Below are 22,872 nucleotides of genomic sequence, written 5' to 3' on the forward strand. Positions count from 1 at the left end.
CTTTATGCCTTGTAGAGCGGTTAAGCGCTCTACAAGGCATACGCTCTAGCCGACCATCCCAATTGATGCAGCAATTCTAGCTGACTTCGCTCTCTTGTGGTAAGATGTTGATAGCTCATGGCTGATACTCCTGTGTAGGGTTTATGTGGTAACTTCATCCTCCACCCCTCCCCAAGACAATATTGAAACTTCAAACCGTATTTTTAATTTTGCTAAATCGTTTAAAACACTGGGCTGTAATTCAAAATACATTTGAGCCAAATCAGATTGTAGATATAACCGAATACAAATATTTTCGAAGGATGTTTCGGAGATATATTTTTCAGATTGCTGTAACTCTGAAACAAGTTTATGCAGAATAGTGTTTGGAGACTCGTTATTTTCAATTTCTATCTTATAACTCCAAACGTCCTTAGGTGCTTTGTATTTTGTCTTGTTGATAGTTTGTCCTTTGAACGTATAATTTGATGGATTGATATTCAATCCTTCGGAAATACTTTCTTTGTTTAGGTTCTCGCCTCTAATTATTAATGAGCAAGCTCCAGAAATAAAACTCAATAGTTACACCCTCCTTATTTTTCGACAAATTGTCTAGCTATCTCCTGAAGTTCTTTTCATGTGAAGTTATCATCCCCACGTTTTCCAACTTCACCTTTCAGATTCAATCGTGAGAAAAGATGAAATATCGAGCAATTCTATGCAATAAATCGAATAAGAAGTGCAGTATCTGATATTATAAACAAAAAGAAACCACACGGAGCTTACACTCGCATGTGGTCGGATTATTTCATGTGAAATTATCTTAGAATATTATAATCAAACACATAATAATGAGAGTGGTAATTTAGCTGAATGTCATTCTATCGATTTCCATATTACCATATACTCTAAAAACCTCTCACCCTGTTCATTTTTTAATGAAAAGCAAAATGTAAGACCTTGCATATTATATTCGTTTTCCATTGAATCATACTCTAAATCTACTATATCTAAATCCTCTAAATCCATTAATGTTGAACCTATGCAAATCTTACTTAAGTATTTCCCTTTATAATCACCAAATACAGTTATCGTTGATAATTCTCCCGTTTTTTTCGATACAAAGAAGTGAATATTATCTATATCTATATTTATTGTATTCGAGCTCTCTGATATGACATAAGGAGATTCAATCACTTCAAGTAATTCCTCCAAACTACTCCCCAATTTATACTTCCCTACTCGCTCGCCTGCAACTATGTCACCGAAATTAACATTCATATTCCCCGACCTTTACTATAAGTATTATTTAACTGCAATGCTGACCGTCATAAGGATGGCTGTATAAAAATGACGAGTAGTATTCGCATTATCGTAGCTATTTCTCCAGTCCGCCATAGTCCCAAATGCCTTCTGTGCGGCGGCAGTCGGAGCAATTGAAACATGTCCGTTACCATCAAAAACGACGCTAAATAACCCCGTTGCAGTAATAGCTTCTGCAGTAGATACCCAACCAGGCAACATCATATTAGTCGACCAAGATAATGCCTTATCATCCTTACCTTTTGCTTGCAATACTCCTCTCCTCATTTTCAGAACATCTCTATGTTCTGCTGTCATACTTTGAGAATCGGTATTGTCAGATCTCCTATAAATGAAGGTTACATCATCGTCCATAGATTTAACAAACATTTTTATTATTGACTTTGATGCATTCTTTATGGCACTCCTTGGGTTAGGTATGGAATCAGCAATTGCCTCAACAAAATCATCATTTAGCTTCGCCCTAGTTTGATTAGCTACGTTTATAAAGTGATCTATCCTAAGATTTTGAGCTGCTTGACTTAAATTTGCTTGTAAATCTTTATTGCCTTTGGCCTTATACCAATCAGAAGTAAGTTGCCTTATTTTAGTCTGATCCGATACTGATAATTGATTATCAATACCTTCAATCCAATGACCTAGAGAGTCAACCCAGTTAAGAGGATTATTATGCACATACGTATAAAGGTTTTGACTTAAAGGATTCGTCAGATCCCCTTCATACGTATCCTCATTAATAAACCTTCCCATCCCTGGATCATACCAACGAGCGCGAAGATACTGTAAATCTGTCGTATCATCCCAGTACTCGCCGGAATAACGGAAAGAATTTGTCACACTCTCGGTTGCTTTGAGCGAATTTCCCCAAAGATCATATTCGTATTCATTTAATATTGCACCAGTTGTATCCCGTATTGATACTACATCACCATGCCCGTTTTGCGAATAGTATCCTTTTGCTCCTGTAACATTCTCCTGCATGATAAGTCCGTTCCCACGTAAATAACTCACTTTTTCCTTGACTGTCCCATTTGATTGTAAACTACCCTCTGCAATCAAATAATTACCATCATAATAATAACGAGTCGTTACGGCATTTTCCTGCCGCTCCACCATTAGATTATCTCCGTTATAACGATAAGTCACATTCTTCCCATCAGCCTTAACGACTTTCTTTAAGCGGTCTCACTCATCATACTCATAGGAAACATTATCTGTAAGCCCTACTTCACTGTCACTAGATAGAGTTTTCCTATTTCCCCGACTGTCATAGGTGTACGATTCATTTAACTTCGTAGATGTCTTAATACGGTTTAATATATCGTATGTGAAAAGGCTATCCACTTCTGGCTTATCTGAACCCTGCTCATTAATGCTTGTGATGTTGTTGTTCGCATCATACTGGTAACTATAATTAGATGAAATCCCACCATCCATTTTCAACTGCTTCAAGTTCGTCAGTTTTAAATCGGTATAACTATATTCTGTCAATAGCCCATTCGCCTGCTGCTTCCTGGCAAGTTGACCGCCTGCATCATAGGTGTAGCTTTCCTGAACGGCCCCATTCCACGAAACAAGGTTTAGTTGATTGTTATTGGTATAGCTATAAGATGCAGTATCCCCAAATGGTGTGGTTACACTCGCTACTTGACCACGTATATCATAACCATATTCTAGCTTCTTCCCGTCTGGATAGATTACGGAAGCCAACTCCGCTGTATATGGCTTATACGTATATTGAGTCGTCCCCGTGCTATCCGTCATCGTTTTTCGTGAACCATTATCGGTATAAGTAAAGGAAATCGTTTCACTTGGTCCTTGCTTAGACAACAACAAATTTCGGTTAGTATAAGAATATTGAAATACCTTACCTGTTTTATCAATCACTTTGCTTCGATTACCATTGGCATCATAATAGAATTTTTCACTATTCTGCTGTGCATCGGTACTACGAATAACGCGTCCAAGTTCATCATAAGCCTTCGTTTGCACATTTGCATCAGGAAAGATTGTTTTTATCAAATTACCTGCATGATCATATTCATAACGCGTCATTTCATTCTTCGTATTCGTAACCGAAGCAAGCTGTCCCAATATTGTATACGTAAACGTCGTAACTTGCTGCTTAGCATCCAACTGCTGCACGATTTGTCCATTAATTGGGTGATACGTGTTTTTAAGCAATGGAGTAATAATTCCTGTCGCTTGTGCCTGTTCTTCTGCTTTCTCCAATCGGCCAAACTTATCATAGGTTTCAATGTTTCTATTGCCTAGTGGATTAGTTGTCATCTTTCTATGCAGGCTATCATCATAAGTTGCTGTCGTTTCTGATCCATTCGGCAAAATAGTTTTGGTTGATCGCTTCCAATTTATCAAATTCATAGCGAGTCCGATATCCTAAAGCATCTTCCGACCATTCCACACGTCCATAGGCATCATAATCGTTTCTGGCTTTCATCTCATAACCAGCTTGATTGATTATACCGGATTCTATTTCCCAACCTAAACCATTCCAACTTCTCTGTGTTTGATATCCTCCTTCATCTGTAACAAGCAAGGTATTCCGAACATCATTATATGCCGCCCGCAGCAATTTCCCATCGGGATGAGTGACTTGTTTAATACGCCCAAGTTTATCATACTGATAAGCCGTACGTGCATTTTTCCCATCTGTGGAGGCAATCATCATACCAGTGCCTAAGTCGTACTCCGCTTTCGTCACTATGGTACTCTTTTGATTGCTGGCATCCGTTACCGTCACTCCTTGGCTCGTTGGGAATGCAAATTGATAGGCGCTATCATATGCTACTGTCATTTGCAGCGTCTTATCCCCATAGGAGATCGTACGAAGGGTCACATTACCGTATATCATTATTTTAATATTATTATATAGGGTTGAATGGTCACTATTAAATTTGTGAATCTCCATAAGTTCAAATATATTTTTCAGATGAAGACCGCCCATAAAGGCTGGTCTTCTATTTTTTGAGCAAAAAGAAACCACCTGGAGTTGTTAGACTCACATGTGGAATATTAGTTCAATCCGTTTTACATAAGTTGGATGTGTTATTGGTTGAATAATGGATTAATTCGGCACTGGGTGGGGGTAAAAGAAAGACCTTGAGGATGACATCCCCAAGGTCACTAAGACTATTTTTCCTTTAGTTTGCTTCGAAACATATATTCCGAGTATGCTTCTTGTATCTTTTTTTTGCAAACCTCTCTCCAGAGTTCCTTTAACTCCACATCTTTAATTTCAGAATAAATTTCCGGCTCCATGTCCCCACCAAATCCAATCCAAGCGTCATCCTCTACTTCTCCGTTGTCATCTGAAAAAGCTATTTCATGTGGAGCAGGAGCGTGCCCAACATAAGGACAATTGTTTTTCAAGCAATGATAACCTGGATTTTTAACTCCGTATCTGCAGTACTCAGGAATAGTCCCATGTTCCTCACTCTCAACTAAACCATACAAACAGTGCACTTCAACAATAACATGATTAAATGGAATAACAATCTCCACTCTTTCCTATTTATTATTTCATATGTTTCAAATCAATTTCAGTAATAGTTATTTTACCATTTTCCATTTTGAAGTAAATCCTCGCATTTCCGCGCCCTCCTCCAAAACCTTTGAAATCCGCTGACCATAGCCCTTTTTTATCTGCAGTTAATAGGTGAACATTTAATCCTGAATGGTCTCCGCTTGCTAGCATTGTTACTATATTGTCAAAACTTTCCTGTTGTTTCGCACTTAAACTCTTTAACTGATTAGTTACACTCTTCTCCTCTACAACCGTCATCCAAGAACAATTTGTATTATGAACCCAAATGCCCAAATCCGTTACATAATACGTATGTAAGTCAGCAACCGTAAAGTTGTAAACCGTTACTGGCTTATCCAGTTTAACGAACTCAACCTTATCGATCATCAGATTGCTTCCGTCTGCCTTTTCGAGTTTATTGCCAACCTGGAGGTCGTCTGCGAAGACCCACCCTTTACCTTCTACCCAAAACGGATGGTTATCTGTCGTTTCGATTATTTGCTTCCCAACATGTAACTTTATAATATCATCACGTTGGTTGCGCTATAAAGCCAATACTTCTTTGTAAGCTAATTCTCCATTAGGGTTATTCTCATCCTTGGCAAGAACCTTATCTCCGACCTCAATGTCTTCGATATTTTTCTCCCCTTCGTTAGTTATAAACTTGATTCAGGGAAGAATGAAGGCGGCAACTGTTTCAGCTACCACCATTATATCTCAACTTGCCAATGGTTCGGGTAAAGAAGCAAGCCTATATTCTGTCTTGTACTTCATCATGCTGTAAAGGATGTTCACAAGCCTTCTCATAATGCAAATGATTGCCTGTTTCTTCTTTTTGCCTTCATTCAATCGCTTCTCATAGTGGATTGTCAACAGTAAATCAGACAACTTTTTTAAGGGCTTCTTGGCGATACTGAACAGGCGTCATATAGTCTAAGGTTCCATGGATGCGATGCTTGTTGAACCAGTTGACGTAATCGTATAGTTCGAGTTCCAAGTGACGAAGGCTCTGGAAGTTCATCTGGTTCACAAACTCTGTTTTCATGATCTTGTAGGTGGCTTCAGCCACAGCGTTGTCGTACGGACAGCCTTTCATACTTAACGATCGACCGATTTCAAACGTCTCCAGAAGCTCGTCCATCTTTTGATTTTTGAACTCACCGCCACGGTCGGTATGAAACCATTGAATCTGATGTAGATCACCCTTAACGGTCGCGAAGGCACGAGTAATCAGAGCAGTGTCCTTGTTCGGGCCTGCACTATGACCAATGATTTCTCGATTAAACAGATCCACCAGCACACAAATGTAATGCCATCGGTCCTGGACTTTCACATACGTCAAATCACTGACGACGAAGCGTTTAGCTTCCGTTTGCTCAAACTCCCGCTTTAAAACATTCGCCGTCGTTGCTTCGTTACATGCCGTTTTATGGGGCTTATATTGTGCCACCGTGTAGGTGGAAACGAGCCCTTGCTCTTTCATGATGCGGCCAATGCGACGTCTGGAGACGATCACCCCACGCTCATGAAGCTTCACTTTGATCTTGCGTGTGCCGTAGGCTTTTCGATTCTTGTGAAAGATATCCACAATAGCTTCGGTGACATCGTCTTTAGTGGCTCGTTCTTGGGCGTCATAATAAAATGTACTTCTTGCGATTTGTAGGACGTCACACATTGCTGATACCGAGTATTTATCCCGATTATTCTGGATGATAGCTACTTTCGTCCCATGATCAGCGCGGCTTGCTTTAAAATATCCACTTCCATTTTCAGACGCTGGTTCTCTTTTTGCAAAGCGATCAGCTCATTTTCTTCAGATGAGCGATTGTCCTTCTCTTTGAAGGAACCCGTCGCCTGAGCTTGTTTGATCCAGCGGTCTAAAGCTGAGGCTGTGAGGCCATATTCCTCCACAAGGGCTGCTCTGGATTTCCCATTTTCATAGAGTCCCACCATTTGTTTTTTGAATTCTGTTGTAAAGGTACGTCGTTGTTGTTTTGGCATTGTAGGGATTTGCTCCTTAACATGATAGGTTTATTCTACAAGCCCTTATTTTTTCTGTCCAACTTAGTGTAGTCGATCCAGTCACCAAATTGCTTTTGCACAGTAACTATCGGAGTAAATGGACAAATCGTTGCAGATGAAAATCCTCGAATTTCCTTACCCTCGCTATAGTGGTCGAGTTCTCTCATTGCAGAGTTGCGGCTTAATCGGTAAAACAGCAAGGATTTCTTACATTTTCATTGGATTTTGAGAAAGCTGTGAGAAAACAAAGGTAAGGTTTTGACATTCAAATACGGTGGTATCTGACGATTTTAAGGCTATAACGGGAATGCAGATTTAGACAAAGGGGTTATATTATCAAGCATTTTGTGTGTGCGTACAGTTGTTTCGGAGAAATATCATACGGAGGTGATGAGGGTTAAGTTCTTCCTGTATATGCCACCCGATTCACTCGGCACTGAGTGGGGGCAAAAGAAAGACCTTAAGGGTTGCCGCCCTTAAGGTCTTCAGATTAACTATTCTATTAATAAGACCTCGAATCTCTTTTTAATCTCATCCAATGAATTAGCAAGAAACAAATCCTTATTTGTAAAACCTAAATAATAATCGTAATCTTCCTCATCAATAGAAGAATAATATTCCTGATGAAATAACACAGTAGAATATTGTTCAAATATTGCCCCCTTCTTAATAACAATACATCTAAATAAGTTATCAATTTTGATTGCTTGAATTATATCTTCTTTTTGTAATACCGAAAACCATATGATTTTCGGCGGTGTTTGATTGGGTTCATCCCAATGTGGTGGAGTTTCACTCCATGGTAATACCCATTCAGAATTCTCAAAAACACATCTCTTCCAGATAAAATCCTGTGTACTTGCGTCAAATAACTCCATATTCCTTTCATAAAAGGAAAACAATAATATCGAATCATTTACGGTGAGTAAACTTAACAAGTCTGCAATTTGTTCTGTTGACATATTGTGCTTAATCACACCATAAGTTCTTTTAAGATTTATTTCCAAATTCATCATCCTATTCATTTGAAATAATAATGTTGCGATGCGGTTAGACGAACGTGACATATCTCAACGCCAGTTAGCCGCAATGGTCAATATGCGTCCGGGTACGATTAATGCTCTATGTAGAGAAACAACCGACAGAATCTACATCAGCACCTTGGAGCAGATTTGCAACGTATTGGATATTCATATCCATGAACTGATTGTCATGGAGGATGACTAGCCTTACTATGCGACAGGGACTTTGCTGATTACGCCGCCCAAAATGGCACATGGAATGGTTATTGCTTCTTGCCATTGTTCCACCGCTACCGTATTGAAGTCAAGAACAGTACGTTTGCTCATCTCTGCTTTTATCTGACTCCGATAATAGTAAGTCACGTCCTTCTGCTCCAGTTCACCACGCATCATGCCTTGAACCTGCCGCAACAACTTTGGCTTTACTTGTTCAAGTTCAGTTGCATGGGCGCATAGATATAACCTACCGAACTCAGGTGAATGCTGAACAAGCTTGTCCATCGGTATCTTGTCATCCGGCTTATACACGATTTCAAACCTCGTTAATTCTCCTTCAATGGCTATTCCTCGCCTTTGTAACAGTTCCAACCTTTTGTCATACACCCTGCAATATCCGGCAACTTGCCGTTGATAACGCTCGTTTGAGTAATACGTTCCCTTTCTTTTCTTCATGTTCCGCCCAGTCAACGACAGAACGAACAGTTCAGATAAAGACAATGGGATGTCAAAAGCCACCTCGGAACGAACATGCATAATGTCTGTCGCGTGATTCCCAATCTCAGAAATCCACGAACGAAAGTGAATGAGCGATTCCGGCGGACATTCTAGCCGAAGCGTATGCTTCCTTGCCATTTTTGCATAGACGAGCTGATAAGAAAGATGCACCCAATATCTGCCTTCCCTCACTCTTACATGATACTTAAATCCTCTATCTTTCACGTAGAATGCGGCATTGCAGTAATGACATAGTCTTTGACGAAGTGGATTAAAGAACGTCCACTGTACATTCATAAAATCCACAACAATACGGTCTATTGATACTTTCACGCCTTCCATGTTCAGCCCCCATCGGAAATTTTTAATGAATTTCCGTCTATAATTAGAGGGCAAGGCGGCTAGCCTGAACGTTACCTTACCTGTATATGTAAACTGGTCGTCACCAAATTGCTTTTGCACAGTAACTATCGGAGTAAATGGACAAATCGTTGCAGATGAAAATCCTCGAATTTCCTTACCCTCGCTATAGTGGTCGAGTTCTCTCATTGCAGAGTTGCGGCTTAATCGGTAAAACAGCAAGGATTTCTTACATTTTCATTGGATTTTGAGAAAGCTGTGAGAAAACAAAGGTAAGGTTTTGACATTCAAATACGGTGGTATCTGACGATTTTAAGGCTATAACGGGAATGCAGATTTAGACAAAGGGGTTATATTATCAAGCATTTTGTGTGTGCGTACAGTTGTTTCGGAGAAATATCATACGGAGGTGATGAGGGTTAAGTTCTTTCATGACGTACCGCCCAATTCATTCGGCACTGGGTAGGGGTAAAAGCAAGACCTTGAGGATTGCCGCCCTCAAGGTCAAAAATCAAAACAACTTTTCAGTTAAATCTGTAAATGAATCGCTGATATCAACAACATTGTTCTCACCAGTATCGCTTGGTCTGCATATTGATATTACAGGCGGTTCACCTAAACGATAATTAAAACAAAATAGATAACTATCCGACCCTAACCCAAATGGTATTAATCCTGATGGAATATTTTTTTTTAATGAATTGTACACATCGAGAATATCAAGCTCATCAAAAGCTAAGAACGTCAATAAGCAACTAAACTGTACAATTGTATTCTCATCCACCATGATGTTACATAGAGATGGTTTACCACCTTGATATTTAAGTACACACTCTAAATAGTCCTTTGGGAACTCAAGAGACAGCCGTTCCTCAACAATTTTTATGTTCTCCAACTGTGCTTCATCGTACTCTGTATTCCAAATGACCATTCCTCACCTACCTTTTTACAATATAATCAAATTTACTTTAACCATTTAATATCACTTGACGACCAATAGGTACCCCAATTCGGGTCATTAACGTCACTAGCTTGGATAATTTCTCCCGTATCGTTCCTCCTAGCTACGTAACCACCATTTTTGTGATAGTATACTGTGACTGGTGCATTATTCATGCCTTTTCTTTGATCTGTCCAATTTACAATACCTGCAGGATTATCTATTGCTTCGCCAATACGTTTATCATTCCAACCTCTTTCAGATATTTGGTCTGCTATACTCTTTCCACCTTTTTTGACAGGTTGATGACTATAGCTGAATGAAGTTCCGGCAGATGTACAATTCGTATTATGCACCCAAATGCCCAAATCCGTTACATAATACGTATGGTAGTCCGCAACAGTAAAGTTATACACGGTAACAGGCTCATCCAGTTTAATATACTCAACCTTATCAATCGTCAGGTTGCTTCCGTCCGCCTTTTGGAGTTTGTCCCCCACTTGAAGTTCATCTGCGAAGAGCCACCCTTTGCCTTCAACCCAAAACGGATGGTTATCGGTTGTCTCGATGACTCGCTCCCCGACATGTAACTTAATAATATCATCACGTTGGTTGCGATATAAAGCAGTTACTTCCTTATAAGCTGTTTTTCCATTAGGATTATTCTCATCCTTGGCGAGAACCTTATCTCCGACCTCAATGTCTTCGATATTTTTCTCCCCTTCATCTGTTAATACCTTTGTTCCGGATGTAAAACAATTACAACCTTTATTTTTGTTATTTTTACCTGTTTTACCAAATCTGCCTATTGTAACGCCTGCTATGAAGTATTCCAGTGCCATACCATTTTTAAAAACTTCGGAAAATGCAGAACTTTTTAATATTTGCTGCAGCTCTGCAGGAGCATTCCGGTAAACAGCGTCTCCATAAGTACTCCAATCATTGTATATAGATCCCATTTGAGTTTCTGTGTAATAATTATATGTTCTCAATGGTCCCATGAAGTTTTTCCCGTTTTTTACTGATTTTCCGTTGTTTTGGTAGTCGGGACTCTCTTTTGAAGAAGAACTGTTACACGAACCTGGATGAGACCACGTCTTATCTTTAGATTCACACCAATTCCCCGTAGGATCAAAATATATTAAAGGGTTATTATGCACATAAGTATAGAGATTCTGACTTAATGGGCTGGATAACTGCCCTTCATACGTATCCTCATTAATAAACCTTCCCATCCCTGGATCATACCAACGAGCACGAAGATACTGTAAGTCTGTTGTATCATCCCAATACTCGCCGGAATAACGGAAAGAATTGGCTACACTCTCGGTCGCCTTGACCGAATTTCCCCAAATATCATATTCGTATTCATTTAATATAGCACCTATTGTATCCCGTATTGAAATGATATCACCATGACCATTTTGCGAGTAGTATCCTTTGGTTCCTGTCGAATTTTCCTGCATAACCAGGCTATTTCCACGCAAATAGCTCACTTTTTCCCTAACGGTTCCATCGGATTGTACGATACCTTCCGCAATTATTTGATCACCGTAATAATAATAGCGAGTCGTTACGCCATTCGCCTGTCGCTCCACCATCAAGTTATCTCCGTTATAACGATACGTTACATTGTTCCCATCGGCTTTAACGACTTTCTTTAGGCGATCCCGCTCATCATACTCATAGGATAGATTATCTGTAGGCCCTGCCTCATTATCACTTGATAACGTATTCCTATTCCCCCGATTGTCATAGGAATAAGACTCATTGAATGGAGTAGCTGTCTCGACTCGATCCAATACATCATACGTGAACAGTTTATCAACCTCTGATTGATCGTTATTCTGTTCATTAATACTCGTAATATTGTTGCTCACATCATATTGGTAACTATAATTTAATGTTATACCACCGTCCAATTTCAACTGCTTCAAGTTCGTTAGGTTTAAATCGGTATAACTATATTCAGTCAATAGCCCATTCGCCTGCTGCTTCATTGCAAGCTGACCACCTGCATCATAGGTATAGCTTTCCTGAACAGAACCATTCCACATAACATTATTTAGTTGACTGTTCTTAGTGTAGCTATAAGCTGCAGTATCCCCAAATGGTGTCGTTACACTTGCTATTTGACCTCGTATATCATAACCGTATTCAATCTTCTTACCGTCTGGATAGATAACGGAAGCCAGCTCCGCAGTATATGGCTTATAAGTATATTGAGTTGTCCCCATGCTATCCTTCATCGTTTTTCGTGAACCGTTATCGGTATACGTAAAGGAAATGGTTTCACTCGGTCCTTGCTTCGACAACAACAAGTTACGGTTACTATAAGTATACTGGAATACCTGACCTGTTTTATCAATCAATTTGCTTCGATTACCATTGGCATCATAGTAGATTTTTTCACTATTTTGCTGTGCATCCGTGCTGCGAATAACGCGTCCAAGTTCATCATAACCCTTCGTTTGCACATTCGCATCAGGAAAAATGGTTTTCGTCAGATTACCTGCCTGATCATATTCATAATGCGTCATTTCATTTTTCGCATTCGTAACGGAAGCTAGCTGTCCTAGCATGGTGTACGTAAACGTCGTAGCTTGCTGCTTTGCATTCAGTTGCTGCACAATTTGTCCATTAACCGGGTGATACGTATTTTTAATGATTGGGGTAAGGATTCCTGTCGCTTGGGCCTGTTCTTCTACTTTTTCCAATCGGCCAAACTTATCATAGGTTTCGATATTCTTATAACCAAGTGGGTCACTTGTTATCTGCTTACGCAAACGATCATCGTAGTTTACTACAATTTCTGAACCATTCGGTAAAATCGTTTTGGTTGATCGCTTCCAATTGTCATATTCATAGCGAGCCCGGTTTCCTAAAGCATCCTCCGACCATTCCACACGCCCGTAGGCATCATAATCGTTTCTGGCTTTCATTTCATAGCCAGATTGATTGATTATACCTGATTCTACTTCCCATCCTAGACCATTCCAGCTTGTCTGTGTTTGATATCCTCCCTCATCTGTAACAAGCAGAGTATTCTGAACATCATTATACGCCGCTCTCAGCAATTTACCATCAGGATGCGTAACTTGCTTAATACGGCCCAGTTTGTCATACTGATAAGCCGTACGTGCATTTTTCCCATCTGTGGAGGCAGTCATCATACCCGTGCTAAAGTCATACTCCGCTTTCGTCACTATGGTGCTCTTCTGATTGTCAGCATCTGTCACCACCACTGCTTGGCTAGTAGGAAATGCAAATTGATAGGCACTGTCATAGGCTACCGTCATTTGTAGTGTCTTATTCCCATAAGAAATTGTACGGAAGGTCACATTACCATATGCATCGATATTTTTGTTGTTAATCTGCTGGATAACTTCTCCAGACGCATTATTTTTACGTATTGTGGTTTCAATGATATCCCCTTGCGCATTACGACCAAAGGAAGTGTACAAGAAAGTACCCGTATCAACAGGCGTCGTCTCGCTGACTTGCCATTTTTTCACACTGTCATAGCCGTACGTAGTAGTTAATCCCGCCGCATCCGTTGCTTGCAGCACATTACCATAATCATCATACTGAGCGCTCATGATTAACGTAGAACTAGACATATTATCACTTAAAACGGTTTTTGTTGGAACTGGGACTGGGTAACTTCGACTACCAACATTTTTGCCATACGTATATGCCGTTGTCTTCTGGAGAGTCCCACCCTTTTCCACCTGCTGCTCCAGGTAATACTTTGCCCCGGTAGCTTCATCAATATAATCCTTCTTATAGCTAAAGGTAGTTTGCGTCAATCCAAAATCAATTTGTGTGGAGAAGGACATGTCCTGTCCATAAAGACCGCTGAAATCATTTGTATAGAACATAGACTGTCTATTAAAAATCTCGGTTGTTCCATTTTCATAGGTCAACTTGTCCCGGCGCTCTGACACGCGATAAGCTTGATTGGTTGAGCTTTCACCCAAATAACGAGTCACTGCACTCGGCTCATATACATATTCACTCAATGCGCCTGTCGGATGCTGCACACTCGTTAACAAAGCATACGGATTGGAGCGTGCCCGCTCTGGATAAGCCCCCATTAAATTGAATTTCGCTTCACTTAGCAGATAAGAATAGGACGTTTTTCTTCCTTCTGCATCGGTTACGGAATCCAGCAATTCTATGCCTGAGGCGGCATCTTTACGCTTCTGGTAAGTCACGCTTTGGTTTCCTTTTGTCACTACAACTTCGGATGCACTATATGAGATCGTTATGGTGTTTCCAATCGCATCCTTAACCTGAGAAAGCAGTTTTCGACCGTAAGTAGTATTTTGAGCATACAGAAACTGAAGCGTATTTCCATAGGCATCCGAAATACGAATTAAACTTCCATCCGCATTAAAATGCTGTTTCATTGTACCATCTACAGACGATATGACATACTGAGAGGATTCTCCGTTGACTTGAACGGTTGTATCCGTAGAAAATAAGAGCCCTTCCCAATCCATTCCTTTTATCGTATTGCCCGCTACTTCATAACGTCCGCCATCTGCCGGATAAAAATATTGCTTATTGTTCTCTGTCACTATATGTGGCAATTGCCATGACCAGCCTTTTCCAATTGGATACCACTGTTCATTTAATGGCTTTGAAATATCATTGAAATAAGATACCGTCGTATAAGAACCAACTTGGTAACTCATAACAGTCGCTTGCGGCGCATAGGAAATATAGTAGTTATATCCGTCTTCGGTTTTCAGATATATACCTGTATTGCTAGTAACACTATTTTTAAGCTGCGTTGCCTCAGAACTGCTCTCATACAAATTAGAGGTCATAGGAACCTCGCGACCAGCACCCTCATATAGCTCTGTATCTACATATAAGGCTCCCTTAGGGGCATATGCATATCTCCATCTTTTACTTCCATTAGGCATCCATTCGCTAAAGTTTGTATTACTAACATAGCTCGGCTTCGTTACTGTACCTCTATAGTTCTGCTCCCATGTTCTTGTATCAGAACCAGGTTTCGTTACGGTACCCGAATAATTAGCCCGAAACTGTTTTGTGCACACATAGTTTTTTGTCCCATTAGTCGGGCAGCTTTTAATAATATCTGGCGCTCCCGACAATCTATATAGCGCGCCTTTAAAGCCGCCACTATCATAGATTTTATAATCTGGACAATCCACACCTGATGAAGTAGCTTGCCAAACCCCATTATTATTATATACACCCGGAATATTGTTATAGCATTCCGCCTTTTCTATTCGAGAGGCAGCAGGCGTTTCGCTTCCGGAAATTGCAGTGGCACTTCCCGTAGGATAAAGTGTCCCACTATAACCATTTTGATTATAAAGAATATACGTATTTGCAAAATTATTCGTTGTGCTCGTCTTTTTTGCTGTCTCAGTACGTGAATCTGCTGGTATCGTATAGCTAATCCCAGCTGCCTTTACTTGATTCGCTTGTGCCTGATCCGCATAGGTTCCTTTTGTCTTAATCTCCTCTCTCATCACTTCCGTATTTAGATCTGGTATTCCATCCCCATTACTATCTTCTTGCACCCATGTTTTCTCCACATATCTCACATGATATTGGGTAAGCAGTTGTTTGCGTGTGGCATTAAATTGGACATAGTATTTATATACACCTTGATTATAATAATTCGCCCCAAACTCTGGTTCATAGAACTGAGAATCATTTGAATCATATTGCCGAGTTAAAGCAAACGACAATCCGTTTCTGCCAGGCAGCGTCATATCTGCTTGGTTCAAGGAAAGGCTGCCCGACAAACTGGAAATGGATTCATTATTCCCACCTACGCTATAAGGCGCCTCATTCATTGAAGTTTTAGAATAAACAGGTGGCTTTTCCATAACAGGTGCAGGGGTATCGGCTAAGGCTTGCATCGCCATTAAGTTGCCTTTTTCAGAAGCACTATTTTTCCCAGCACCAAAATCTTCTTCGTACACACTATCTGTGACCGCAGCATCAGGATCGTAAACACTTCCAGCTACAGATGATTCGCTGAGATCTACCACTGTCGTATTTCTAAAAACAGGATCAATTAAATCGTCGTATACACTTCCTGTAACGGTAGAGGATACGTTTACCTCTGCTGGATACATGGCTTGAACAGCTTCCTCGTAAGAAATACTTTCAAGCTCCGCCTTAAATAGCGCTGAATATACTTGGCTAAGCGTAAAACCAGCATCCAACTGTTGCTGTACAAAAGATTCCGTTACAGCAAATCGGTCTATTACGGTTTGCATTGTAAAATCAATATTCTCTTCTTGCTCTTGCGCGCTTACGGTCTGTCTTTCATAGCCGCCTACGGTTCCTACTAAGAACGAAAGAATAAGTATGATGGCTAGGTTGCGCATCAAATGCTGGAATTTCAACGATGATCTCTCCCATGACTTAACAGAATAGGTTTTGTTATTTAATAGTTAATCTAGATCTCATGTATCTTCCTAATTTTTTATTACTTCGTAATAATGAAATCATCGACATAGAACCCGCCCGTTCCATTTACACTTTCCACATACAAGGAAAGAGAAGCCGCGGTACCGCTATACTCATAATTCCCTTCCATATAGACCCATTCGCCATCCGTAACCGCAGTAGCGCTCACATTGTCATAATCATTAACACCGCTCTGAGACTGGCGATTAATTGTCATCAATAAATCGGTCGAAGGAACACCTTGCTGCAAGCGGAACGCCGCTTTAACTTTATATTTGGTATTAGGAAGCAATTTGCCTGTTAAATTGAGCAATGGTCCCTGCCACTGTGCCGTACGGTTGCTCACTTTCAAGCTGCGCAATCCACTGTTGGCTGTCTCTCCTACATTGGTCAAGACGACTCCATCTCCTTGCGCATTCCAGCCCTGAAGGGTCTCATCTTCAAAATCTGTTTTCACAACTGGAGGTGGAACGACATACTTCTCAACCTTAAACTCATCCAAATAGAAGCTTGCAGAGGCATTAGCACTTTCCATATAGATGTTCAAACTAGCGACTGGTCCTGTGAAGGTGTACTTCCCTTCAAAAGCAACCCAGCCGTCCACGGTTACATGATTTGCACTCACATTGTCATAATAATGCAAACCGCTGCCATCACCGCGATTCATGGTTAATAGAATATCTGAAGCTGCTACTCCTTGTGGTAAACGAAGCTTGCCAGAAATCGTATATGTTAATCCTTTTTTCATATAGCTAGTTAGATCTAGGGCTGGACCTTGCCAAGTGGCTGTCCTATTACTGATTTTTAAGCTGTTGCTTCCACTGCTTGCAGCTTCTTGCGTATTGGTTACCATTACGCCTTCACCTAGCGGGTACCAGCCTTGCGTAGTGCCATCTTCGAAATCATGAACCAGCGGTGCTGGCTCTGGCGTATAGGCTTCAATGCTAAAGTTATCTATAAAAAATGAAGCATTAGGGCTAGCGCTTTCCACATATAGATATAGGCTGCTTGCCGCGTCATTCAATTGATAAATGCCTTCAAGGACAGTCCAATCACCAGACGTTGCTGTTTTTGTATTAATATTATCGTAGGAGTTGCTGCCATCTGGCATCGTCCGGCGGATTGTCATCATCATCAAGGAAGCAGGAGTACCTTGAGGTAAACGTATGAATGCTTTAATCCGATAGCTTTGTTTCGGAGCAATTTGATTTTTCACATTCAAGATCGGCCCCTGCCATGTAGCGGTTCGATTGGAAACCTTCATACTTCGCATGCCTCCGTAGGCAACTTCTTGCGAATTGGAAAGTAAAACTCCGTCCCCTTGGCCTATCCACTCATAAACACCTTCATTTTCAAAATCTTGGTATAAATCAGGCCCCACTTCAACTGGAGGTTCTGTCGATGGTTCTTCCGTTGTTTTGGTGACCGCAGCGGTTAACCTATTCCCATTAGCATCATAGGTGAACTCCACATGATCCCCATTCGAATACTCAATTTTGGTCAAACGATTTAATGAGTCATACGTATACGTTGCCGCAAAAATCGAGGAACTGGCCAAACAAAAAATAATAACAGCAAGCATACCGATTTTCACGATAAATGCCCTGTTATTACCCTTAAAAATCTGTTCTCTTTTTAACTTTCCCTCTCTTGCCAACCCTTATCACCCTTTTGACTTCGAATTATGTACAAACATTACTATATGTTAATGTTTATTATTTTTCCTTAGCTTTTTTGTCGAATTAACAATTAATTTGTCGAATTCATAAAATATTTTACTTGATTCGACATTTCACTTATGCTCGCTACTAAAACCACCCTAACAATAGTAAAAAATCACAGTTTCTCTACCCATATAGGGGCTTTGCGCTTTTCCTATTGCATACACACAAGTTAGAGATGCCTCAGCCCATCCGCCATTTTTCAACCGCCGTACATAGAATTATCCCTTCCAACCGTGGTATAGTGATAGCAGCAGTGAACAAGCAGGGGGTATTTAAGCATGTCTAGGAAACAAAATGAAGGCGGCAAGCCGCGTAAAGCCGCGCAGGCCAAGCAATTCACGGTCAACGAGCCGTCGGAGCTGCTGGCTTTTTTATTGATCCACTTGGCCAGCATGGGACGCAATTCGGTAAAATCAGTTTTGGCGCGTGGGCAAGTATCGGTCGATAAGCGCGTACAAACGAAATATAATTTTCTGCTCGAAGTCGGTCAGACGGTTAGCATAAATACGGAAAAAGCGGTAGAAGCGCCGCCGCTGATGGGACTCACCATTTTGCATGAGGACGATGCCATTATCGTCGTGCAGAAGGATGCGGGACTGCTGTCCATCGCTTCCTCCAAGGATGAGCAGGAGGTTACCGCTTACCGCCAGCTGACAGCGCATGTTCGAACCTTTGATCCGAAAAATCGGATTTTCGTCGTGCATCGCCTGGACCGTGACACCTCGGGTGTCATGATGTTTGCCAAAACCGAGAAGGTGCAGCAATCGCTCCAAAACAATTGGCAGGAAGCCGTCAAGGAACGCTCCTATGTAGCGCTTGTCGAAGGCAAAGTACGCAAGCCCGAAGGCACGATCCAATCGTGGCTCAAGGAAAGCAGCACGCTGAAAATGTATTCCAGCTCCCATCCGAATGATGGACAGCATGCTGTAACCCACTATAAGATGATTCAGGCCAACGACAGCTTCTCCTTATTGGAAGTGCATCTGGAGACTGGCCGCAAAAATCAGATCCGCGTCCACATGGAGGATATCGGCCATCCGATTACCGGAGACAAAAAATATGGAGCGCGGCTCAAGCCAATCGGCAGACTCGGCCTGCATGCGCGCGTGCTTGCTTTCGAGCATCCGCACACCGGCAAGCTGCTCCGTTTTGATACGGGCATTCCCAAGCTGTTCCTTAATCCGTTTAAAAATGCTGCTCCAGCCCCGCAGGCTGGGCAAGCACCGAGAAAACAGCGCTAAAGCTGCATAAGCAGCTTTATGCCTGCTTATAAAAAAGGGAGCATCCGCAGATGCCCCCTTTTTTTTCCATTCCATCGCTTTATTTTCAAAATAAATACGCTCGCTTGCTATGATTGCTTAATCCTCATCATAATGATCATCGTCATCGTAGTCATCATCATCGTGGTAATCTTTATCCACGGACAGCACTTTTCCCGTTGCTGCATCGACTTCTACTTCAGCTTTACCGCCAGTAATGCGCAAATCGACCTCGTAAATGATTTTGCCATCTTCACGATCGCGTTCAACCTTAACTACCGTTCCTCCAACTTTAGCAACCGCAATGGCTCCGGCTTGCTCAGCCGTCTTTAAAGCTGCCGTTCCCGTACTTGTTGATGGGCTCGCTGCTGGCTGATTCACTGTCCCTGCGTTCGACGCTGTTCCTGCTCCAGTTGTCGCTTGATCTGCACGGCGATCGTCGTCATCATCGTCGCTGTCATAAATGCCTAGCAGCTTGCCGCTGTAAGCATCGATATGCACATCGACTTCATTCTTATAGGCTCCGCGCTCGACTTCCACCTCGTAAAAGATGCCTGTTTGATTCCGCTCCAGGTCTACACCGTCAATACGGCCGTCTACATGCTTCAAGGCGATTTTTTTGGCTTCGGCTTTGCCGATCAAGGTTTTCGTATTTGAAGCAGCCGTTGCTGCACCGCCCATTGCGCCGAGCGCCAAAGTAACCGATACAACGCCTATCCAGATTTTTTTATTCATCATCATCATGTTCCTCCCATTCTCAAATGTCTCTCGCTTGTCTCACCTTTACTTTACCTGCGGCAAATGAGATGACCATGACAGCAACATTAGAATTTGATGATAAAAAGCTGAGCTGGCGCTCATTTACACTTAGTCGTCTTCTCGATCGTCATCGTCCTCATCCCATGTGATAGACATAATGGCTCCCGTTACAGCATGTACCTGTACCGTTGCCTCACGGTCGTCTGGCGTGTCGATTTCAACTAAATAATACCGGCTGCGATCGGAGCTTTTCAGCTCAATGTCCTCCACCTTGCCTTTAATTTGCTTGAGCGCAATCGCTTCCGCTTCATCTGGAGATATGCCCTGCTTGGCAGGGGATGCTGCTGGTGTTTTTCCTCCGTTGCCGTTTCCGTTTCCGTCACTCGGCTTCGGACTTGGTTTGGGGCTTGAATTCGTTGCTGAACTTGAGCTTTGCCCTGGGCTTGAATTTGGTCCCGGACTTAAACTTGTCTCTGGGCTGGGATTTGGCGCTGGACTTGTGCTTGGCTCCGGGCTCGGCGTTGCCACTGGGCTCTGGCCCAGCGTCGGCTCTGCCGCTTGTTCCGAAGCTGAGGGATCAGTTGGCTGATTGGATGAGGAAACGGGCGGTGTTTCCCCAGCAGCAGGCAGCCCGCCATCTATTAGCTTTATTGAAACGATGCCTCCGCCTTTTGCATCGACAGCGACATCATATATGCCTTGATCAGCCTGCAGCTTTACTTCATAGACGTTATCGCCCAGCTTAGCGCTAACGATTTTCCCAACATATTGCTGAAGAACCTGCTCGCTCGCTTGCTCCTCCGTAATGGAAGGCCGCGCGTCAGCAACGGATTGCCACCATAATCCTCCCGCAATACAGATAATGACCACACAAGCTATCGTTAAACCAAGCATCAGTTTCTTTCGCTGTTGTCCCATCGTTACACCCCATTTAGATCAGAAACATGCCTTTCAAGCTCATAGCTCGAAAGGCATGCTGTATTACAACCTATTATATAACCTGTGGATTAGAATTTGGTGAGAACTACAACCTAGTCCATGCTGTTTACAAATCCAGATCGGTTACCGCGCCTTTTGAAGCGGAGGATACGAGCCGGGCATATTTGCCGAGCACGCCTGTTCTTACTTTGAGCGGCGGCTGCACCCACTTCGCAAGTCTCGACTCAAATTCCTGCGACGAAATTTCCATGTTCATTTCCTGCGTCTCGCTGTCGATCGTAATGATATCGCCCTCTTGCAGCAAGCCGATTGGCCCGCCAACCTGGGCCTCAGGCGTGACGTGTCCGACAACAAAGCCGTGCGAGCCGCCCGAGAAGCGGCCATCAGTCATAAGCGCAACTTCGCCGCCGAGCCCTTTTCCGCTAATCATCGCCGTAATGGAGAGCATTTCCGGCATGCCGGGTCCGCCCTTCGGCCCGACATAACGAATGACGAGCACATCGCCTTTTTTGATGTCATCACGCGCAATCGCATCGGCAGCCTCCTGCTCGCTGTCGTATACTCGGGCGGGGCCGCTAAAACGCATCTTTTTAAGGCCCGACATTTTAGCCACTGCCCCTTCAGGCGCCAAATTGCCTTTCAAAACAACCAAAGGTCCTGTCGGCTTTAATGGCTGCTCGAAGGAACGAATCACATCCTGTCCGCTGTCCAGCGGATCGGCTTCCGCCAAATTCTCTGCAAGCGTTTTGCCTGTTACGGTCATGCAGTCTCCGTGCAGCAGCCCTTTTTCAAGCAGCAGCTTCATAACGCCCGGCACGCCGCCGATATTGTTCAAATCCTGCATCACATATTTGCCGCTTGGCTTCAAATCGGCCAGATGGGGAACGCGGCTGCGCACCCGTTCAAAATCATCCAGCGTCAGCTTCACGCCAGCCGAATGCGCGATCGCCAGCAGATGAAGCAGCGCATTGGTTGAACCCCCGAGCGCCATCACGACGGTAATCGCATTTTCGAAAGCTTTCAGTGTCATAATGTCGCGGGGCCGAATATTTTTTCTCAGCAGCTCAATAACCGCTTTGCCCGCTTCCGTACATTCCACCGATTTATTCGGGGCAATGGCTGGTGTGGAGGAGGAGCCGGGGAGTGCCATGCCCATCGCTTCTGCCGCCGAAGCCATCGTATTCGCCGTGTACATTCCGCCGCAGGCGCCAGCACCGGGACAAACGCTGCACTCTACCTCATGCAGCTCCTCATCCGTCAGCTGTCCTTCCTGATATTTCCCTACCGCTTCAAAGGCAGTAACGATATCAACATCCTTGCCATGCAGCTTGCCTGGCTGAATCGTTCCGCCATATACATAAACAGACGGAAGGTTCATCCGCCCAATGGCCATCAGGCAAGCCGGAGTATTTTTGTCACAGCCGCCAATCGCCACCAGCCCGTCAAACCGCTCAGCATTAACGACCAGTTCAATGGAATCGGCAATCGTTTCCCGGCTCGGCAGCGAGAACAGCATCCCCTCATGTCCCATCGAAATGCCATCCGACACCGTAATGGTATTAAAAATAAGCGGAGCCCCGCCGTGCTGCTTGACCCCCGCCTTCGCTTCCCGCGCCAGCTGGTCGATATGAATGTTGCAAGGCGTTACTTCGCTCCATGTGCTGGCGACGCCAACCATCGGTTTTTTGAAATCCTCATCCTGAAACCCTACCGCCCGCAGCATGGCCCGGTTCGGCATCCGGTTTACCCCTTCGCTTATATCCTTGCTGCGTCCACGCAAATCTTCCTTCTCGGACATGTCCATCCATCCCCTCATCGTTGG

Annotated in this window: 18 protein-coding genes; 2 read left to right on the top strand and 16 right to left on the bottom strand. The window is 42.8% G+C overall.

The window, feature by feature from the left end; all coding sequences use genetic code 11:
- Positions 1-141 precede the first annotated feature (141 nt).
- The 9 genes from AC50Y5_RS19135 to AC50Y5_RS19175 all read right to left on the bottom strand — a co-directional run bounded on the left by AC50Y5_RS19135 (position 142) and on the right by AC50Y5_RS19175 (position 7,881).
- Complete coding sequence (locus AC50Y5_RS19135) at positions 142-558, bottom strand: DUF4279 domain-containing protein (RefSeq protein ID WP_494862963.1); 417 nt, start codon at positions 556-558, stop codon at positions 142-144.
- A gap of 297 nt (positions 559-855) precedes the next feature.
- On the bottom strand, positions 856-1,260 hold the full coding sequence (locus AC50Y5_RS19140) for a hypothetical protein (RefSeq protein WP_494862965.1): 405 nt from the start codon (positions 1,258-1,260) through the stop codon (positions 856-858).
- A 24-nt stretch (positions 1,261-1,284) separates the two neighbouring features.
- Positions 1,285-2,418, bottom strand: coding sequence for an RHS repeat-associated core domain-containing protein (locus tag AC50Y5_RS19145; protein ID WP_494862967.1), 1,134 nt, complete (start codon positions 2,416-2,418; stop codon positions 1,285-1,287).
- Positions 2,419-2,487: 69 nt separating this feature from the next.
- Positions 2,488-3,684 carry a hypothetical protein gene (locus tag AC50Y5_RS19150; RefSeq protein WP_494862969.1) on the bottom strand — a complete coding sequence of 399 codons (1,197 nt, stop codon included), beginning with the start codon at positions 3,682-3,684 and terminating at the stop codon, positions 2,488-2,490.
- Entirely contained in the window at positions 3,611-4,267 is a 657-nt protein-coding gene (locus AC50Y5_RS19155; RefSeq protein WP_494862970.1) for a hypothetical protein, read from the bottom strand. The genes AC50Y5_RS19150 and AC50Y5_RS19155 overlap by 74 nt, the downstream gene beginning before the upstream one ends.
- A 185-nt stretch (positions 4,268-4,452) precedes the next feature.
- The gene (locus AC50Y5_RS19160) at positions 4,453-4,824 is read right to left on the bottom strand and encodes a hypothetical protein (protein ID WP_494862972.1); all 372 of its coding nucleotides are present in this window, start codon (positions 4,822-4,824) and stop codon (positions 4,453-4,455) included.
- A 13-nt stretch (positions 4,825-4,837) separates the two neighbouring features.
- Complete coding sequence (locus tag AC50Y5_RS19165; protein ID WP_494863503.1) at positions 4,838-5,371, bottom strand: polymorphic toxin-type HINT domain-containing protein; 534 nt, start codon at positions 5,369-5,371, stop codon at positions 4,838-4,840.
- Between the two features lie 355 nt (positions 5,372-5,726).
- A protein-coding gene (locus AC50Y5_RS19170) for an IS3 family transposase (protein ID WP_494862974.1) occupies positions 5,727-6,847 on the bottom strand; the annotation gives its coding sequence in 2 pieces (ribosomal slippage) (positions 5,727-6,598 and positions 6,598-6,847; 1,122 coding nt in all).
- 515 nt (positions 6,848-7,362) lie between these two features.
- Positions 7,363-7,881, bottom strand: a complete 519-nt coding sequence (locus tag AC50Y5_RS19175; RefSeq protein WP_494863505.1) for a hypothetical protein — start codon at positions 7,879-7,881, stop codon at positions 7,363-7,365.
- Between the two features lie 31 nt (positions 7,882-7,912).
- Between AC50Y5_RS19175 and AC50Y5_RS19180 the strand changes: the two genes are divergently transcribed.
- Entirely contained in the window at positions 7,913-8,095 is a 183-nt protein-coding gene (locus tag AC50Y5_RS19180) for a helix-turn-helix domain-containing protein (protein ID WP_494862976.1), read from the top strand.
- A gap of 5 nt (positions 8,096-8,100) precedes the next feature.
- On the opposite strand, the gene AC50Y5_RS19185 is transcribed toward AC50Y5_RS19180, so the two are convergent.
- From AC50Y5_RS19185 to AC50Y5_RS19200, 4 genes are all read right to left on the bottom strand, one after another.
- Complete coding sequence (locus AC50Y5_RS19185; RefSeq protein WP_494862978.1) at positions 8,101-8,946, bottom strand: replication initiation factor family protein; 846 nt, start codon at positions 8,944-8,946, stop codon at positions 8,101-8,103.
- Positions 8,947-9,475: 529 nt separating this feature from the next.
- On the bottom strand, positions 9,476-9,895 hold the full coding sequence (locus tag AC50Y5_RS19190; RefSeq protein ID WP_494862980.1) for an SMI1/KNR4 family protein: 420 nt from the start codon (positions 9,893-9,895) through the stop codon (positions 9,476-9,478).
- A gap of 32 nt (positions 9,896-9,927) precedes the next feature.
- On the bottom strand, positions 9,928-16,305 hold the full coding sequence (locus AC50Y5_RS19195) for a polymorphic toxin-type HINT domain-containing protein (RefSeq protein WP_494862982.1): 6,378 nt from the start codon (positions 16,303-16,305) through the stop codon (positions 9,928-9,930).
- Positions 16,306-16,388: 83 nt separating this feature from the next.
- Complete coding sequence (locus AC50Y5_RS19200) at positions 16,389-17,963, bottom strand: carbohydrate binding domain-containing protein (RefSeq protein ID WP_494862984.1); 1,575 nt, start codon at positions 17,961-17,963, stop codon at positions 16,389-16,391.
- Between the two features lie 408 nt (positions 17,964-18,371).
- On the opposite strand from AC50Y5_RS19200, the gene AC50Y5_RS19205 reads away from it, so the two are divergent.
- Entirely contained in the window at positions 18,372-19,334 is a 963-nt protein-coding gene (locus AC50Y5_RS19205; RefSeq protein WP_494862986.1) for an RluA family pseudouridine synthase, read from the top strand.
- 117 nt (positions 19,335-19,451) lie between these two features.
- Here the strand turns inward: AC50Y5_RS19205 and AC50Y5_RS19210 are convergent, their stop codons facing one another.
- The 3 genes from AC50Y5_RS19210 to ilvD form a co-directional block, all read right to left on the bottom strand.
- Positions 19,452-20,090 carry a PepSY domain-containing protein gene (locus AC50Y5_RS19210; RefSeq protein WP_494862988.1) on the bottom strand — a complete coding sequence of 213 codons (639 nt, stop codon included), beginning with the start codon at positions 20,088-20,090 and terminating at the stop codon, positions 19,452-19,454.
- Between the two features lie 129 nt (positions 20,091-20,219).
- Positions 20,220-21,029 (bottom strand): PepSY domain-containing protein, encoded by an 810-nt coding sequence (locus tag AC50Y5_RS19215; protein WP_494862990.1) that lies wholly within the window; start codon positions 21,027-21,029, stop codon positions 20,220-20,222.
- A gap of 127 nt (positions 21,030-21,156) precedes the next feature.
- Complete coding sequence (gene ilvD / locus AC50Y5_RS19220) at positions 21,157-22,848, bottom strand: dihydroxy-acid dehydratase (RefSeq protein ID WP_494862992.1); 1,692 nt, start codon at positions 22,846-22,848, stop codon at positions 21,157-21,159.
- Positions 22,849-22,872: the final 24 nt, after the last annotated feature.

It is taken from the genome of Paenibacillus sp. JT22N7 (assembly GCF_059383875.1).